Genomic DNA, 16,255 nt, shown 5'->3' on the forward strand with positions numbered 1-16,255 from the left:
AAATTTCCGCCCCGCCGCGTGCTGCTCCTTCTTCGTGTCTTTGCTGACTTTCGGCGTTACCAGCATCTCGCGGCAGCTAGTCTTTGGCGGCCAAGTAGGAAAGTAAATGTCCCCGTGAAGGTTAATTCCGGTTATCGGCGTCAATATTCTTCCATTAAGAATTGAATACTATTAGACGGGGCAGGAATTCAGGGGGACTGTAATGTTTCGTATCGCCATCCAGGTGCGGGAGCTCATTTCCAGCAACGTGACCAGCGCGCTCGACGGTGCGTCCAATCCGGCCAAGCTGCTCGCCCGGCTCCAGCGGGAAATCGAGGAAGCGCTGATCGGCCTTGCGGGCGAAACCACCAAGGCGCGCCGCCAGCAGGACCGGCTCAAGGCAGAACTCGTGCAGGCCAATGCGCAGGAGGCCGACTGGGGCGCCAAGGCCCGCGTCGCCATGGATAACGGCCGCGAGGATCTCGCCCGCCAGGCGCTGCTTGCCCGCGAGGACAGCCGCGGCAAGATCGCACAGCTCAAGCAGGACATCGCGCGCCTCGATGCCGACATGACCGAGATGCAGGAAGCGGAGATCCAGCTCGAGGCGAAGCGCGACGATGTGCGCAAGCGCCTCGCCGACCAGCTCGCCTCCGATGGCAATGCCTCCGGCTCGGCCCAGCGCGGCGGCTTTGCCAGCCGGACCGAGCGGCGGATGGACCACATCGCCGACCTCGAAAAGCGCACCGCCTTTGCGACCGAAGACGACGCCGTGGGCCGCGGCAATGCCTCGGTCGACCGCGAGATCGAGGAAATGCGCCGCGAACGCCTCGTCGACGATGAACTCGCCGCCATGCGCGGCGCCGCGCCCGCCAAGCCGAAAAAGGCCGGCAAGAGCAGCAAGGCCGCCTGACAGGCTCCGCCATGCCACCCCGGTTTCCGGGGATTGGCAGGCAATTGGGAGTTGAAGCCCCGCCGCAGCCGGGCGATTGCCGGTTCACAGGCGGGGAGGCCTCACACGCATGGTAGATAACAAGGTCGCAACACTCGGCTGGGGACGCTTCATTCTCCAGTTCGTCACCGTCACACTCGTATTCCTGGCCGCATCGGCGCCGGCCGTCATCATGTTCGGCATGACCTCGCCCGGCCTGCTCGGCTCGGTCGCGGGAAGCATGGCCGCTGCCCTGCTGCTGTGCTGGTTCTGGCTGCGCAAGGACGGCGCGCTGGCCGAGGCGTGGGACATGGGCAGGCCCGCGATCGGCTGGGGCCGCACGCTTGCCGTTGGCGCATTGTGGGCAGGCCTCATCATCGCGTGGTTCCAGGTCGGCACGCTGATGACGCGCCAGCTCGGCCTCGGCGCGCCGGAAGTGGCCGCCGTGCTCGACTTCGTGACCGAAAGCCCGGCCAGCCTGCTCCTGTGGATCGTCGTGGTGGCGTGGTTCACCGCCGGACTTGGCGAAGAACTGCTTTATCGCGGGTTCCTGATGGACCGCCTCAATCGCCTGCCGGGCCTAGCCGGCAAGATGTGGCTGGTGATCTTCATCCAGGCCGTGCTGTTCGGCATTTCCCACGGCTACCAGAGCCTTGCGGGCGTGCTGATCACCGGCGTCGTCGGCTTCGGCCTCGGTTACCTGCGCGTCCATAGCGGCGGCAATCTGTGGGCCTGCGTGATCGCCCACGCGATGGTCGACACGCTGATGATGGGCACGGCCTATGCCGGGAAGATGGGAATGCTGCCCGTCGCGGGCTGATTACTGACGACAACGAAAAGGGGCGCCCCTCGATCCGAGGAGCGCCCCTTTTTCATGCCGCCATCGGGCGGACGGTTACTTGACCAGTTCGACCTGTTCGAAGTCGAGTTCCACCGGGGTGGCGCGGCCGAAGATCGAGACCGAAACCTTGACCTTCTGCTTGTCGAAATCGAGTTCTTCGACAAGGCCGTTGAAGCTGGCGAAGGGGCCGTCGAGCACCTTGACCTGGTCGCCGATTTCGTAATCGACATCGACCTGCTTCTTGGGTGCTGCCTTGGCTTCTTCCACGCCGCCGAAATAGCGCGCGGCTTCCTTTTCGGAGATCGCCTGCGGCTTGTTGTTGGTGCCGAGGAAGCCGGTCACCTTGGGCGTGTTCTTGACCAGGTGGTAGATGTCGTCGGTCATGTTCAGCTTGGCGAGCACGTAGCCCGGCATGAACTTGCGTTCGACCTGGACCTTCTTGCCGCGCTTCACTTCGGTGACGGTCTCGGTCGGGACTTCGACTTCTTCGACGCCTTCGGACAGGCCCAGGCGTTCGGCCTCGGCGATGATCGAATCGCGGACCTTGTTCTCGAAGCCGGAATAGGCGTGGATGATGTACCAGCGTGCCATGTGTTTTCGTTTTCCCGTTAGCGGATCAGGCCAGCGTCATCAGCCAGCGCACGAGGGCACCGAACACCGAATCGACGCCGAGGAAGAAGAGCGAGAGAATGACCATCATGATGAAGACGAAGATCGAGATACGGATCGTCTCTTCACGCGTCGGCCAGACGACCTTGCGGCCTTCGGTCTGCACCTGCCGGATGAATTCGGCGGGGGAGGTCTTGCTGTCTTTGTCGGCCATGGCCCGTCACTCTCGCAATAGAACTGCTCTTGTCTTCCGGGATGGGGGTTTCGCCGCCCCGGTTCAAGTCCGGGAGGGGCAGGTTTCCATCGTCGATGTCGGAAGACAGGCAGCCATGTAGGCCGCGCCTTCGCAAAACGCAAGCGGGGGAGAGCGGGGGAATTGCGGGTTTTCAAGCGAGCCATCGCTCTCTAGCGTGCCACGCCTGACATCCAAGGGACGCACAGAGGGGTTACCTGACAATGGCAACAAGCCAGGCACCGAGCTTGGGAGAACGGCTGGTAGAGCCGGTCACCAATGTTTCCGATTTCATCTGGGTAGGGACGTGGAACGGGGCGGAAGTCCTGCCTTTCCCGCCCATGACCATCGTTCTGCTGGGCATGGGCCTGTGGATCATGGTCGGCCTGAAATTCTATCCGATCCTGAAGCTGGGCACGGCGATCAAGGGCCTGTTCGCAGGCCGCAAGAGCGCCGGCGAAGGCGAGATCTCGCCCTTCGCGGCGCTGTCGACCGCGCTGTCCGGGCAGGTCGGCACGGGCAATCTTGCCGGTGTCGCCACTGCGATTGCGCTGGGCGGACCCGGCGCCATCTTTTGGATGTGGATCACCGCGCTGTTCGGCATGGCGCTCGCCTTTGCCGAAGGCAGCCTCGCCATCCGCTACCGCGAGCGCACCAGCGACGGTGTGCTGCGCGGGGGTCCGATGACCTACATCATGATGGGCCTGGGCAAGAAATGGACTTGGCTTGCCGTGGTCTTCTGCCTCGGCACGCTGTTCTCTGCACTGGTCACGGGCAATTCGATCCAGGCCAATGCCGTGGCGGACGGCCTCAATGAACTGTTCGGTATCGAGGAATGGCTCGGCGGCCTCATCGTCGCGATCCTCGTGTTCATCGTCATCATCGGCGGCATCAAGTCGATCGGTAACGTGGCCGAGAAAGTCGTGCCCTTCATGGCCGCGGCCTACATCGTCATGGCGGTGATCGCGCTGATCCTGAACTTCGGGGACCTCGGCGAAACCTTCGCGCTGATCTTCCACGGGGCGTTCAACCCGCAGGCGGCGAGCGGCGGCTTCGTCGGCGCGGCGATGATCATCGCGATCCGCGCCGGTGTCGCGCGCGGCCTGTTCTCCAACGAGGCCGGCCAGGGTTCGACCGCCATCGCCCACGCCGTGGCGCAGACCAACGATCCCGAACAGCAGGGCCGCATGGCGATGCTGGGCACTTTCATCGACACCATCGTGATCTGCACCATGACGGCGCTGGTCATCCTTACCGTGCGCGGCGACTTCACCGCTGGCGGCGAGGCGGTGCTGCACGCCTGGCAATCCGACAAGGTCGGCTTCGAGATGACCAGCGGCGCCTTTGCCGCGGCTTTCCCGATGATGCTGGGCGGCGTGCCGATCGGTACGCTGGTCGCCTCGATCGCGCTGATCCTGTTCGTCTTCACCACGCTCCTGACGTGGTCCTATTACGGCGAGCGGGCGATCACCTTCCTCTACGACAGGATGAAGGGGTCCAACCGGGCGGGCGAGAAGAAGCTGCACATGGCATGGCGCGTGCTGTGGTGCGTGGTGATCTTCCTCGGCGCGGCACAGCCGTCCGAACTGGTCTGGCGCCTCGGCGACATTTCCAACGCGGCCATGGCCCTGCCCAACCTGCTGGCGCTCGCGCTGCTGAGCGGTGTGGTGTTCAAGCTGGCCAAGGGCATCAAGGATGCCGGGCCCACGCACATGGCCGATACGCCGGAAGAGCCGGAGGAATACTGAGCCTCTTCGGCCATACACGGCACAAAAGATCAGGGGCCGGGGGTCTTTCGACCTCCGGCCCCTTCCCTTTTCAGGGTGTCCTAACCGACTGAACCGTTCAGCGAGCCCCGAACAGGCGGGCGAAGAAACCCGGCTCTTCCATCGGGAGGATCTTGCCGTGTTGCCTGTAGCGCAGGGACGCGTCGCTATAGGGCTTCGGCTTCACCCACCGATCGGGGCGGCTGCTATGGAAGGACAAGCTCGACATGGGGTTCCTCCATGAAATACTTTCCCACCGTCCTGCCGCGTAAAACCCCCTATGCGGCCATCGGGTTCCCGCGAAAATCGGCGGCGGGCGGGTGCTTGTCCCGTATCGGGACCGAAGGGTTTCAGCGCTGTCCGGCGCGCGTCCAGACGAGCCACAGCAGAGCAAGCGAGCACAGCGGCATGAAGTTGACGTCCAGCGGGAGCGCCGCCGCGCGGGTGGCGTAGGGCGCGAACCACAAGGCGACGAGGCCGAGTTTCTCGTAAGGCCTGAAACCGCGCTCCAGCCCCTGCTCCACCAGCCACAGCGTCGGGAAGATCAGGAAGGGCAGGTCGTAATTGAACAGGTAGGGCGATGCGAGCGCGGTTGCCGCCAGCATGGCCGATGCGCTTGCCCGCACGTCTCCGCCGGATTTGCGCCAGGCCAGCATGGCCACCGCCAGTGCGGCAAGCCCGCTCAGCGCGCCTGCGACCATCGCCGGTCCCTCGCCCGTCCAGTGGCGGACCTGCGAATAGAAGGTCACCATGCGCAGGAAGAAGTCGTCGCTGCGCTCGCCCATGATGGCGCGGCTGGCTTCCCAGCTGGTGGTGTAGCCGGCCATCGTGTCCGTGCCGAACACCAGCCACGAAGCGGCCAGCAGGCCGAGCACGCTCGCGCCCGCAGCGACAATTGCGCGCCACTTGCCGCCCATCGCCAGCCAGAACGGGGTGAGCACGGCAAGGTGCGGCTTCACCACCAGCGCGCCAATGGCCGCGCCCGACAGCGCAGGACGCTGCGCCAGCGAATGCACCGCCAGTACCAGGAGCGCGCCCGTCAGCAGCCCCGTCTGCGCATGGCCAGCGGCCAGCAATGCGCCCGGATAGGCGAGGACGAGCGGCCACAGGCGCGGGAAGGCGCGGCTGCTCGCCCAGGCCCACAGCGCGTAGGTCACAGCCACCCACGCGATCCACGCAAGCGGGAACGGCAGCGCGCCGAACGGCGTCACGGCGAACAGGAAGGGCGGCGGATTGACGAAGACGAACCAGCCTTCGCTTCCCGTGGCGGTCTGCACACTTTCCTGCACGGCAAGGTCGTAGGCCGCCGCCGGATTGCCGGCGGCAGCGACATGGCCTGCGCCCCAGAAGGCGAGGAAATCGGTTCCGGCGGGCTGCATCGCCTTGATGTAGCTGTTCGCCAGCAGCGCAAGCGAGGCGATCGCGATCAGCACCGCATAGCCGCGCACGCGCCTTGCGGTCAGCCAGTCCGCCTCGCGAAGATGTGTGAGCACGCGCGCCCTCCCCGGAACTTCGAGAGGCCCCGTCTAGGGCGCGCGGCGCTTTGCTGTCACGCGTGGCGGGTTACTTGCCCCCAGCGGCGATCCAGGCGTCGATCTTGGCTTCCAGCACCGACAGCGGGATATTGCCCGTCGAGAGCACCTGGTCGTGGAAGCGGCGGACGTCGAAATCCTTGCCCAGCGCCTTCTCGGCCTTGGCGCGCAGGGCCTTAATCTTCAGCTCGCCCGTCTTGTAGGCCAGCGCCTGCGCCGGCATCACGATGTAGCGCGCCGTCTCGCTTTCGGCGAAATCGCGCGGCTGGCCGTTGGCGACCATATATTCGATCGCCTTCTCGCGGCTCCAGCCCTTGGCGTGCATGCCGGTATCGACGACGAGGCGCACTGCGCGCAGCAGTTCGCCGCCCGCAAGCGCGCCGATCCGGTCGAGCGGGTCGTCATAAAGGCCCAGCTCGTAGCCGAGGCTTTCGGCATAAAGGCCCCAGCCCTCGCCATAGGCGGTAAAGCCGTTGTAGCGCATGAAGTCGGGCAATTCCTCGTTCTCGTAGGCCAGCATGGTCTCGAAGTGATGGCCCGGATTGCCTTCGTGCATGTAGAGCGCGACCGAGGTGCCGAGCTTGCGCTCCGCCACGTTGTAGCCGCTGAAGTAGAAGGTGCCGGGACGCGACCCGTCGATCTTGCCGGGATAGTAGGAGGCGGCGAGGTTGAAGGCCTCGCGATATTCCTCGTAGGGCTCGATCTGCAGCGGCGTCTTGGGCTGGTTGAGGAACAGGCGGTCCATCAGCGGATCGACCTTGCGGCCGACCTCGTACCAGGCAGCCTGCAGGTCCGCCTTGGTGGTGTAGGTCTGCTGCTTGCGATCCCCGGCCTCGGCGCGGGCTTGCGCCAATGCACGGTTGATACGCGCCACTTCGGCAAGGCCGGTCTGGTGGATTTCCTCTGCCGTCAGCGGCAACGTGGTCATTTCCTCGATGCGGAAGGCGTAATAGTCATCGCCCCCCGGACCGTCGGTCGCCGCGATGTTGGCGCGAGCCTTCGGCAGGTATTCACTGGCGAGGAAATCGCGCATCCGCTTCATTGCCGGGAACAACGTGCCCTGCACGGTTTCGCGGTAGGCTGCCGTCAGGCGGTCCTTCTCGCCCTGCGAGAAGCTGGCGGGAAAGGCGCCCAGCGGCGCGTAATAGGGGTTCGACGCATCGGGCGCGCCCAGCTGCGTGTCGAACTGCTGGACCATGATCTCGACCGTCAGGCGCGGCAGGGTGATGCCCTGCGCCATGCCGGTGCGCATGCGCGCGATCATGTCGTCCACGCCCTTCGCTGCGGACCGGTGGCGGGCGAGGTTGTTCTCGTAATCGGCGACCGTGTCGAACGGCATCAGCGCACCGGGGGCCGAGAGGCGCGGATAGAACACATGGAAGCCGCGGAAATGGTCGATCGGCGTTGCCAGGACGGTCGGCAATACGGCCGGATCGGTCTCGGCGATGCGGCGCTGCATCGTGTATTCGAAGGTGTCGTAGACGATGCGGCCCGTCTCGCTCAGCGCATTGCGATCGATCAGGCGCAGCGCGGCAAGGTCCGCCTGCGCGGCGGCGCGTTCCTTCGCGTAATAGGCCGGCGAGAAATCGCCCAGCGTGTCCGCATCGGAGAAATCGCCGCGGAAGAAGGCGGCGGTAGGATTGCGATCGAGATAGGCCGCCTCGCTGCGGTCGAGGAGGGCATCGAGCGCCGCTGCTGCCGTAGCCTGCTTCGCTGCCGCCACCGGAGCTTCGGCATAAGTGCCGACGGTCGAACAGGCGCCAAGTCCGGTTGCCAGAACCAGCGCCATCGCGGTCTTCGCTGCGAAAGTCTTCATCATCGTCTCTCCTCGGTCCCCTTGCGAGCTTACTTGCCGCCGGCTGCAATCCAGCGGTCGATCTTTCCTTCCAGCACCGGGAGCGGCAGGCCGCCGGTGTCGAGCACCTGCGCATGGAAGGCGCGAATGTCGAAATCATCGCCCAGCGCGGCTTCTGCCTTGCGGCGCAGTTCCTGGATCTTCAGCGCGCCCACCTTGTAGGCCAGCGCCTGGCTGGGAATGGCGATATAGCGTTCCACCTCGGCCACGACCTCGGTGCGGGTCATGCCCGAGTTTTCCAGCATAAAGTCGATCGCCTGGTCGCGCGTCCAGCCCTTGGAATGAAGGCCCGTGTCGACCACCAGCCGCATTGCGCGCAGCTGTTCGTCCTGCAGCGTGCCATAGCGGTTCCACGGGTCCTCGAAGAAGCCCATCTCGTAGCCCAGCGTCTCGGCATAGAGCGCCCAGCCCTCGACATAGGCGGTAGTCCCGCCGAAGCGCATGAAGGCGGGGAGCGCCTCGTTTTCCTGCGCGAGGCTGATCTGGAAATGGTGCCCCGGCGCGCCTTCGTGGAGGTAGAGCGTGACATTGCCCGTCGTCAGGCGGCTGGGCAGGTCGTAGGCGTTGAAATAGAAGGTGCCCGGGCGCGATCCGTCGGGCGATCCGCCCTGGTAGGAACCGCCGGCCTCGAACTTCTCGCGATATTCCTCGTAAGGCTTGATCTCGAGCGGGGTCTTGGGCGTCAGCGAGAAATACTGCGGGATCTTCGCATCGACCTCCTTGCCGATATCGTAATAGGTCTGCGTCAGTGCCTCGCGGCTCTTCGGCTGGAACTTGGGATCGGTGCGGACATAGTCGAAGAACTCGTTGAGCGTGCCGGCAAAGCCGACCTCCGCCTTCACCTTTTCCAGCTCGCCCTTGATGCGCGCGACTTCGGACAGGCCGAGGTTGTGAAGGTAATCGGGCTCGAGCGGCAGGGTGGTCGTATCCTCGACCAGGCGGCGATAGAGCGCTTCGCCGCCCTTCATCTGGGACAGGCCCACGGTGCCCCGCGCAGCGGCGTAATATTCATCGCGCAGGAAATCGCGCAGGCGCGCATGGGCAGCGTAGATGTCCGCGATACCGGTGCGATAGTCCGCCTCCAGCCGCGCCTTGTCCGCAGCGGAGAAGCTGTCGGGGAAGTTCTTCACCGGCATGAAGAAGGGCGATCCCTCGATATCCATCGCCAGCTGCGTGTCGAGCTGGCTGATGACATTGCCGATGGTCAGCTTGGTTTCCAGCACCCCGCTGGCCATGCCTTCGCGGAAGCGCGCGATCGAGCGATCGGTCAAGGCAACGTAGTCGCGGTGGCGCGACAAATTGTTCTCGTAATCCTCGACCGTTTCGAAGGGCGCCGCGCTCTGCCCGCTGGCGAAGCTGGGATAGAAAGTGTGGAAGCCTGCGAAATGGTTGACCGGACGCACGCTGGTGGCAGCGAGGATTTCAGGGGTCAGCCCGGCCAGCACCTCGCGCTGGTTGTAGGCGAATACGTCATAGGCAAGCTGGTCCGTCGCCGACAGCTTCGAACGGTCGATCTCGGCCAGCTTGGCAAGATTGAGCTGCGCATCTGCGCGGGTCGCGTCGTTGAACTCGTCGGTCATGTAATCGCCCAGCCGGTCGGCATAGCGCATGTCGCCGCGGAACAGAGCGGAGATCGGGTTGAGCTTGAGGCTGCGCTCGTCCGCATCCTCGAACAGGCCGAACAGCTTGTCGTGTTCGCTGGCCTCGTCGGATTGCACAACCGGCACGCTGTCTGCGACCGGCGGGGTCGCCGCGCAGGCGGCAAGCGTGATGGCGGAGGCGCAGGCCAGCGCGAGGCGGATCGGTTTCATTGGCTCTATCCCTGTTTTGATGTGCCAGCGCCTATGGCGCACCGGCAGGCCCTGCAAGCGGCAAAGCGGACAGGCGGCCTACCCGCGTCGATCAATGCCGCTCAATCGAGGCAGAAACGGTCGCCGCGCCGCGCGATACCGAAGCCGCGCGCTTCCACCTCGCGCGCCTCGGCCGACGCCGGATCGCGGATCGGGTTGGTGTGGTTGTAATGGATGAAGCGCACCTTGGCGCGCTGGTCGGCAGGCAGGTGCTGCAGCATGTCCATCGTCGCCTTCACGCGCGGATGGGGGATCTCGCTCATGTCGCGGCCGGGCAATTCGTTGTCGTCCCAGAAGGTCGCATCGATGAACACATAGCGGCCCGTCTCGACCAGTTCGAACAGGGCCGAGCGATCGCCGCGCGTGAACTGCGTCCAGCTGTCGATGTCGGGCACGTAATGGAAGGCGGTTTTGCCCGCGAAGACCATGAAGCCTGCCGTCTCCGAATATTCGTCGCGGTGGGGCACGGCGTAGGGCAGCACGCGCAGGCGCCCGAGGTCGAGCGGCGTAATGCCCCCGTTCGCCAGCAACCTGACCTCGATATTGCCGAGCTCGACCAGCTGGCTCCACGGGCCGTTGGCGCGCAGGAACTCCGCCATGCGCGGCAGGGCATAGACCGGCACGTCTTTCGCGCCGGCCGCCTCGCGCCCGAGCCAGGCAAGGCCGAGATAGTGGCCGATATGCGCATGGGTCAGGAAGATGCCGTCCACACCAAGCCCTTCAGCCGGTGGCTCGATCCCGTCCAGCAACGCCAGTTGCTCGGTGATCGTGGGCGAGGCGTCGAACAGATAGCGCTTGTTCGAACCGCGATCGATTAGCGCAAGAGACGAGGGCAGCAGACGCTCTCCCGCGTCATCCGCATTGCCGATCTGCGGCGCCCCTGCGTCCTGTCCTGCGCCGAGGACGACGAGCTCGCGCTCGCATATGCCGCCCTCTTCCCCGGCAGCCGGAACTGCGAGGCCGAGCGCGGCAATGAGCGCGAGGATCGCCCTCATTCCATGATGCGGCCGCGCACCATCACCCAGTCGGTCTTCTCGATCACGGTCACATCGTCGAGCGGGTTGCCCGGCACCGCGATGATATCCGCCGAATAGCCCGGCGCGATGCGGCCGATCTGGTTTTCCATGCCCAGCACCTTGGCCGCGCCTGTCGTCGCGCTGGCGAGCACTTCGCGGTCTGACATGCCGCCCTTGCGCATGAGGCCGAGCTCCTTGGCATTGTCGCCGTGCTCGAACACGCCGGCATCGGTGCCGAAGGCGATGGTCACGCCCCATTTGCGGGCACGCTCGACGATACTTTCGGCATAGGCGGCGACGGCGCGGACCTTGTCTTCCACGACCGGCGTGTAGACGCCCTTGCCCAGATTGCCCTTGATCCCCTGGAAGGCCATGAGCGTGGGCACCAGCACGGTCCCGTTCTCGCGCATCGCCTTGGCGGCGGCCTCGTCAATATAGGTGCCGTGTTCGATCGAGGTCACGCCGGCGCGGGCCGCGGCCTCGATACCGCGCGCGCCGTGCGCATGGGCCATGACCTTGAGGCCGAGCGAGCGGGCCGTATCGACGATGCTCTTCATCTCGGCATCGGTGAAATGCGCCTCCAGCCCGCGGCCCTGCTGGCTCAGCACGCCGCCGGTCGCGGTGATCTTGATGATGTCGGCGCCGTTCTGGCTGGCGAGCCGTACCTTCTCGGCACACTCGACCGCGCCGGTGCAGTTGTAGCCGTCATCGAGCAGCGCGTTCACTTCGGGCAGGAAACCGTTGGTGTCGCCATGCCCGCCGACGATGGCGAGCGAGGGTCCGGCAGCAACGATGCGCGGTCCGGCAACCAGCCCTTCCGCGGTCGCGCGGCGCAGCGAGAAGGCAGTATGCTGGGCGCTGCCCGCCTCGCGCACGGTGGTGAAGCCGGCCTTGGCTGTGAGGCGCGCGTTCTTGGCCCCGATCACCACGTCCCATTCGGTCGGCTCGGTCGTCGCTTTCCAGAAGTCGCCGCCCGGATCACCGGTCAGATGGGTGTGCAGGTCGATAAGGCCAGGTGCCAGTGTACGCCCTTCGAGGTGGACCATGTTCGCGCCGTCGGGGACGCCCTTCCAGCCTTCCTCCACGCTGACGATCACGCCGTCCCTCACGGTGACGGTCGCCTTGCCCATCGGCGTGCTGGCGGCATCGACCACGAGGCCGTCGGCATGGATGATGGTCGTCTCTGCGGCCAGCGGCGAAGTGGCGGCGAGCAGGCTGGCAGTCAGCCCGGCGATCAGTTTGCGCATGGAATCTCCTCTTGTCCCTTGGCCGCCTGATGCCTGCACCGCCCGCCGCCCGCAAGCCCCGGTTTGCCCTCAGGCGCGAGGTCGCTATGAGACCGCCAGACGATTCCCAGAGGAGAGAACCTTGACCCGAATTCGCCGTACCGTCCTTGCCGCAGGCCTGCTGGCCACCGCATCGATTGCCGCGCAGGCGCAGGCCCGCCCGATGACGCCCGAAGACGTCGCCGCGCTCGAAAGCGTGGGCACCGTGGCCGTCTCGCCCGATGGCCGCAGCATCGCCTACACCACTGCCGCCCTCCCCGACGTGACCGAGGGCGAGGAAAACGGTTCGACCGAACAGCAATTGAAGCTCGCCTATGGCCCGATGAATGCACGCGACTTCCTGCCCGACAGCATGAACGTCTCCGCCATCCAGTATTCGCCCGATGGCCGCACCATCAGCTTCCTGTGGACCGAAAAGGACGGCGACCGCGCCGTCTGGGGCATTCCGGTCGACGGCGGCGCGCATCGCAAGCTGGCGGCGGTCAAGGATGCGAGCGTGCGCTCCTACGCCTGGGCACCCGACGGTTCGGCCATCTGGATGCTGGCCTCTGCCGAAAAGGACAAGGACCGCGAAAAGCAGTCGAAGGCCGGCTTCAACGCCATCGTCTATGAAGAGGAAGCCCGTCTCAACCGCCTGTTCTCCGCCAAGGTTGGCACGGAAGTGGATGCATCTCCCAAGGCCGTGACCATCCCCGGCTATGTCAGCGGCTTCAAGGTCGCGCCGGGCGGCAAGACCGCCGTGGTCGACAGCGCGCCCACGCCGCAGATCGACGATGAATATACCTCCAAGCGTGCCCACGTGATCGACCTTGGCACCGGCAAGGTGTTGGCCGTGGTCGAAACGCCCGGCAAGCTGGGCGACATCGAGGTTTCGCCCGACGGCAAGCAGCTGTCGATGATCGCGGGCGTCGACATGAACGACCCCGCCGATACGACGCTGCACCTCGTCGACGTGGCAAGCGGCAGCTTCCGCGCGCTGAACGCAGGCGCGCCCGAAGCTGCGGTCGATGCCGCATGGCTGGCCGACGGCCGTCTTGCTGCAGTGATCCATAAGGGCGTGCAGTCGGCGCTGCGCATCTACAATGCCGACGGCAGCGTCGCCGAAGAGCATGACGGCGGCGAACTCATCCTCTCCAACGTGGAAACGGGCGGCAACACCATCGCCGTCGAGGCGAGCAGCCCGCAGCACCCGACCGAACTGTTCGTGTGGAACAACGGCGCCTTCGCCCGCTGGACGCAGCACAATCCGTGGTTGTCCGAAATCGACTTCGGCAAACAGCGCGCCTTCACTTTCACCGCGACCGACGGACAGCAGGTCGAAGGCGTGCTGATCGAGCCGGTCGGCGGCGTGCCGAAGGGCGGCGCCCCGCTGATCCTCAACGTCCATGGCGGCCCCGAAGCGCATGACAGCAATGGCTGGCAGACCGCCTATTCCAAGCCGGGCCAGGTGGCCGCGGGCAAGGGCTATGCCGTCTTCCTGCCGAACTATCGCGGGTCGACCGGCTACGGCACGGCGTTCTCGAAGCAGCACCAGGGCCGTTACACCGATCCCGAATTCCGTGACCTCGTCGATGCCAAGCGCGCGCTGGTCGAGGCGGGCGTGGCCGATGCCGACCGCGTCGGCGTGACGGGCGGGTCCTACGGCGGCTATGCGACGGCGTGGACCAGCACCTATTACAGTGACGAATTCGCTGCCGGTGTGATGTTCGTCGGCATTTCGAACCAGATCTCGAAGTTCGGCACCACCGACATTCCTTACGAGATGTACAATGTGCACAGCCGCGCATGGCCGTGGGACAATTGGCAGAAAATGCTCGAAGTCTCGCCGATCTACCATGTCGACAAGGCCGAAACCCCGCTGCTGATCATGCACGGTGCGGAAGACACCCGCGTCGCGCCGAGCCAGAGCTACGAGCTCTACCGCTCGATCAAGGTGCGCAAGCCGGAGACTCCGGTTCGCCTCGTGCTGTACCCGGGCGAAGGCCACGGCAACCAGAAGGCCGCCGCGCGCTATGATTACAATCTGCGCATGATGGAATGGTTCGACACCTACCTGAAGACGGGCGACCGCGACGCGAAACTGCCCGATCCGCGCCCCGACCTCGCCGAGGGTACGGCCGGAACGGCCAAGAAGGACGACTGACGGGGCGATTTCTTAAGCCCTGCCTGCTAAAGACCCGCCTTCCGGACACTTTCGGGAGGCGGGTTTTTTGCGGGCACTGCTGGCCATAGCCGTTGGCGCATTCTTCCTTGCGCTTGCATTGGGGTTCATCCCGCTGGGCGAGGACGAGCCGCCTGCAGTCATGATGTGGATCATTGGCATGATGGGCGGCCTCACCCTGCTGGCCGGCATTTCCCACCTGCGCCTGCGAATGAAACGGCGCGCGGCCTATGCCGGCGGGCGCGAGCGCAAGGGTACGGTGAGGCTATTCAGCCCGCTCGGCGAAGATAGTGACACGGCCGTCCTGCTGTTCGCCAACAGCCATTCCGAATGGATGCTCACCGTCGATCTCGGCAGTCTCAAGACAGTCAGGGACCAGCTTTCCCAAGGTGTGCCGGCCAAGGCTTATCTCGGCGAGGATGACCGTATCTACGGCCTTGATATCGGAACGGTGAAAGCCCTGCCGATTTCGCCCGGCGTGCCCTACGAGGGCAAGCTGCGCAGTCGCATGGAATGGGCAGAGCGCAAGAAGACCGAATGGGCCGCTAAGGCGGCGAAGGAGTGACCGCCTAGCCCAGCGCCTGCCATTCGCGGATGAATTCGAACGGATAGGCCAGCATGATGACGTTGAGCGTCAGATTGTCGCGCACCACCAGGGCCGCGACGACCTCCATGATGATCGCCAGCAATACCGTCACCCGCACGGGCAGCTTGAGCGCGAGGAAGAACCCAAGGCTCATCCAGCCGATATCGGCCATGGAATTGATGATGCTGTCGCCCGAATAGCCCCAGTTCACCGTGACCGAACGATAGCGGTCGATGACCATGGGCGTGTTCTCGATGATCTCCCATGCCGCTTCTAGGAAAACCGCGAGTGTGAAGCTGTACCGGGCCGCCTGCTTGCCGCCGATGCCTGCCCTCGAGAACAGCAGCCAGCCGAGCGCGTAGAACAGCATTCCGTGGATGATGTGGCTGGGCGTGTACCAGTCGGACAGGTGCTGGCTGTTGCCCGAAGCGTTGATGTCCCCGTACCACAGCGCGACATAGCCGCAGGTACAGATCGGCGGCCGGTTCATGGCGAAGAGCACGGCAAGCGTGGCGGCCGTTATGACGAGGCCGGCGATGATCGCCGCGCGGTGCGGTCTCAGTGGGTTCGCAGTCATAGGGGCGAGACTGCGCGCACAGCCCCACCCCGACAAGTGGTCCGCGAATTCTATCCGCTAGAAAGTATAGCCGATGCCCAGCGCGACGAAATACTGGTTCGAGCTGCCGCGAATGCTGGTAAAGGGCGTGTCCGCCGCATCGCCGAGCAATTTCGAATAGCCGCCCAGCCCGATCAGCGACAATCCGCCGTCGGTCACATCGCCGCTAAGGTCGTAAGCCAGCAGCAGGTTCACCCCGACGCTTTCGAACCCGCCTTCCGCCTGGAAGCCCGGCAGCACATCGGCTGCAGTGAGCGCGGAATTGGTCGCGGGGACTGAATAGTAATAGTCGGCGAAATCGTCATCGACCCAATTCGTGCTGACGCTGAGCGAGGCGGCCATCGCGCGGCTGAGCGGGGTGAAATAGGTCACGCTCGGTGAGACGGTCATTCCGCCATGCGCGCCGTTCACGTCCCAGCCGGCATCGACGTTGAAGCTCAGGCTGTCGAAGGGGTTGAGCAGCTTGGGCAGCTTGACCCCGAGACTTGCCCCCACCTCGATCGCGGTTTCCAGCTCGCCATAGGCCGCCACGATATCGTCGTCGATGTCGTCGATATCGGCGCGGTCGCGGTTGATGCGCAGCAGCGGACCGGCGGAAAAGGCGATGCCGTCGTCGGGATCGGGAATGAAATCGAGTGCGAGGCCGGCAGGGCGCGGATTGATCGCCACGCCGCCGAGCGAACCCTGGACGATCGGCAGCGCGCTGAGCTGGTAGTCGTCCGACCCCGAATAGCTGGCATTGTAGGCCACACCCACGCCCACGCTGAGGTAATCGCCGTCGAATACCGTGGTCGGCGGCCCGGCTGGCGGCGACACGTTTACATCGGCATCCTGCGCCGCGAGCGGTGTCGCCGCAGTGCCTGCAAGCAGGCCGGCGGCCACGAAAACTGCATATTTCATCGGGGATTCCCTCGTCTTGCCCTTCATCCGCCAACGGACAAGCGGCCTGCGTGTTCCGTATCAGCGAAGCTGAAATCGCGCAAAGCGATTGCCGCGCT

15 protein-coding genes are annotated in these 16,255 nt (G+C 65.0%); 5 read left to right on the top strand and 10 right to left on the bottom strand.

What is annotated here, in order from left to right; translation table 11 throughout:
* The first annotated feature begins 202 nt into the window (after nt 1–202).
* Both LCL94_RS04380 and LCL94_RS04385 read left to right on the top strand, forming a co-directional pair.
* Nucleotides 203–889: a PspA/IM30 family protein gene (locus LCL94_RS04380; RefSeq protein WP_224831143.1), complete on the top strand. Its 687-nt coding sequence runs from the start codon at nt 203–205 to the stop codon at nt 887–889.
* Nucleotides 890–998: 109 nt separating this feature from the next.
* Nucleotides 999–1,727 carry a CPBP family intramembrane glutamic endopeptidase gene (locus tag LCL94_RS04385; RefSeq protein WP_224831144.1) on the top strand — a complete coding sequence of 243 codons (729 nt, stop codon included), beginning with the start codon at nt 999–1,001 and terminating at the stop codon, nt 1,725–1,727.
* 75 nt (nt 1,728–1,802) lie between these two features.
* Here LCL94_RS04385 and nusG read toward each other — a convergent pair whose 3' ends face one another.
* Together nusG and secE are read right to left on the bottom strand one after the other, a co-directional pair.
* The gene (gene nusG, locus LCL94_RS04390; protein ID WP_160608174.1) at nt 1,803–2,339 is read right to left on the bottom strand and encodes a transcription termination/antitermination protein NusG; all 537 of its coding nucleotides are present in this window, start codon (nt 2,337–2,339) and stop codon (nt 1,803–1,805) included.
* A gap of 25 nt (nt 2,340–2,364) precedes the next feature.
* Nucleotides 2,365–2,571, bottom strand: a complete 207-nt coding sequence (secE, locus tag LCL94_RS04395; protein ID WP_224831145.1) for a preprotein translocase subunit SecE — start codon at nt 2,569–2,571, stop codon at nt 2,365–2,367.
* Nucleotides 2,572–2,813: 242 nt separating this feature from the next.
* On the opposite strand from secE, the gene LCL94_RS04400 reads away from it, so the two are divergent.
* Nucleotides 2,814–4,337, top strand: coding sequence for an alanine/glycine:cation symporter family protein (locus LCL94_RS04400; RefSeq protein WP_224831146.1), 1,524 nt, complete (start codon nt 2,814–2,816; stop codon nt 4,335–4,337).
* A gap of 97 nt (nt 4,338–4,434) precedes the next feature.
* On the opposite strand, the gene LCL94_RS04405 is transcribed toward LCL94_RS04400, so the two are convergent.
* The 6 genes from LCL94_RS04405 to LCL94_RS04430 all read right to left on the bottom strand — a co-directional run bounded on the left by LCL94_RS04405 (nt 4,435) and on the right by LCL94_RS04430 (nt 11,855).
* Entirely contained in the window at nt 4,435–4,584 is a 150-nt protein-coding gene (locus LCL94_RS04405) for a hypothetical protein (protein WP_170290012.1), read from the bottom strand.
* A 121-nt stretch (nt 4,585–4,705) separates the two neighbouring features.
* Nucleotides 4,706–5,848, bottom strand: coding sequence for a glycosyltransferase family 87 protein (locus tag LCL94_RS04410; protein ID WP_224831147.1), 1,143 nt, complete (start codon nt 5,846–5,848; stop codon nt 4,706–4,708).
* 70 nt (nt 5,849–5,918) lie between these two features.
* A complete protein-coding gene (locus tag LCL94_RS04415; RefSeq protein WP_224831148.1) occupies nt 5,919–7,706 on the bottom strand; it encodes a DUF885 domain-containing protein in 1,788 nt (595 codons plus the stop codon).
* Between the two features lie 26 nt (nt 7,707–7,732).
* Complete coding sequence (locus LCL94_RS04420) at nt 7,733–9,553, bottom strand: DUF885 domain-containing protein (RefSeq protein ID WP_224831149.1); 1,821 nt, start codon at nt 9,551–9,553, stop codon at nt 7,733–7,735.
* 101 nt (nt 9,554–9,654) lie between these two features.
* Nucleotides 9,655–10,587, bottom strand: coding sequence for an MBL fold metallo-hydrolase (locus tag LCL94_RS04425; RefSeq protein ID WP_224831150.1), 933 nt, complete (start codon nt 10,585–10,587; stop codon nt 9,655–9,657).
* Nucleotides 10,584–11,855, bottom strand: coding sequence for a metal-dependent hydrolase family protein (locus LCL94_RS04430; RefSeq protein ID WP_224831151.1), 1,272 nt, complete (start codon nt 11,853–11,855; stop codon nt 10,584–10,586). The genes LCL94_RS04425 and LCL94_RS04430 overlap by 4 nt, the downstream gene beginning before the upstream one ends.
* Before the next feature lie 121 nt (nt 11,856–11,976).
* Here LCL94_RS04430 and LCL94_RS04435 point away from each other — a divergent pair, with 121 nt between their 5' ends.
* Together LCL94_RS04435 and LCL94_RS04440 are read left to right on the top strand one after the other, a co-directional pair.
* Entirely contained in the window at nt 11,977–14,037 is a 2,061-nt protein-coding gene (locus LCL94_RS04435) for a S9 family peptidase (RefSeq protein WP_224831152.1), read from the top strand.
* A 67-nt stretch (nt 14,038–14,104) separates the two neighbouring features.
* Nucleotides 14,105–14,620 (top strand): hypothetical protein, encoded by a 516-nt coding sequence (locus tag LCL94_RS04440; RefSeq protein WP_224831153.1) that lies wholly within the window; start codon nt 14,105–14,107, stop codon nt 14,618–14,620.
* A 4-nt stretch (nt 14,621–14,624) separates the two neighbouring features.
* Here the strand turns inward: LCL94_RS04440 and LCL94_RS04445 are convergent, their stop codons facing one another.
* Together LCL94_RS04445 and LCL94_RS04450 are read right to left on the bottom strand one after the other, a co-directional pair.
* Nucleotides 14,625–15,218: a DUF2585 family protein gene (locus tag LCL94_RS04445; RefSeq protein WP_224831154.1), complete on the bottom strand. Its 594-nt coding sequence runs from the start codon at nt 15,216–15,218 to the stop codon at nt 14,625–14,627.
* 57 nt (nt 15,219–15,275) lie between these two features.
* Entirely contained in the window at nt 15,276–16,157 is an 882-nt protein-coding gene (locus tag LCL94_RS04450) for a MipA/OmpV family protein (protein ID WP_224831155.1), read from the bottom strand.
* Nucleotides 16,158–16,255: the final 98 nt, after the last annotated feature.

The sequence above is a fragment of the Qipengyuania gaetbuli genome (assembly GCF_020171365.1).
GTDB classification, from domain to species: Bacteria; Pseudomonadota; Alphaproteobacteria; order Sphingomonadales; family Sphingomonadaceae; genus Qipengyuania; species Qipengyuania gaetbuli_B.

What these genes read in the sequence shown, in the direction of transcription:
- LCL94_RS04380 (WP_224831143.1), top strand. Translation starts at nt 203, where the DNA reads ATGTTTCGTATCGCCATCCAGGTGCGGGAGCTCATTTCCAGCAACGTG.
- LCL94_RS04385 (WP_224831144.1), top strand. Translation starts at nt 999, where the DNA reads ATGGTAGATAACAAGGTCGCAACACTCGGCTGGGGACGCTTCATTCTC.
- nusG (WP_160608174.1), bottom strand. Translation starts at nt 2,339, where the DNA reads ATGGCACGCTGGTACATCATCCACGCCTATTCCGGCTTCGAGAACAAG.
- secE (WP_224831145.1), bottom strand. Translation starts at nt 2,571, where the DNA reads ATGGCCGACAAAGACAGCAAGACCTCCCCCGCCGAATTCATCCGGCAG.
- LCL94_RS04400 (WP_224831146.1), top strand. Translation starts at nt 2,814, where the DNA reads ATGGCAACAAGCCAGGCACCGAGCTTGGGAGAACGGCTGGTAGAGCCG.
- LCL94_RS04405 (WP_170290012.1), bottom strand. Translation starts at nt 4,584, where the DNA reads ATGTCGAGCTTGTCCTTCCATAGCAGCCGCCCCGATCGGTGGGTGAAG.
- LCL94_RS04415 (WP_224831148.1), bottom strand. Translation starts at nt 7,706, where the DNA reads ATGATGAAGACTTTCGCAGCGAAGACCGCGATGGCGCTGGTTCTGGCA.
- LCL94_RS04420 (WP_224831149.1), bottom strand. Translation starts at nt 9,553, where the DNA reads ATGAAACCGATCCGCCTCGCGCTGGCCTGCGCCTCCGCCATCACGCTT.
- LCL94_RS04425 (WP_224831150.1), bottom strand. Translation starts at nt 10,587, where the DNA reads ATGAGGGCGATCCTCGCGCTCATTGCCGCGCTCGGCCTCGCAGTTCCG.
- LCL94_RS04430 (WP_224831151.1), bottom strand. Translation starts at nt 11,855, where the DNA reads ATGCGCAAACTGATCGCCGGGCTGACTGCCAGCCTGCTCGCCGCCACT.
- LCL94_RS04445 (WP_224831154.1), bottom strand. Translation starts at nt 15,218, where the DNA reads ATGACTGCGAACCCACTGAGACCGCACCGCGCGGCGATCATCGCCGGC.
- LCL94_RS04450 (WP_224831155.1), bottom strand. Translation starts at nt 16,157, where the DNA reads ATGAAATATGCAGTTTTCGTGGCCGCCGGCCTGCTTGCAGGCACTGCG.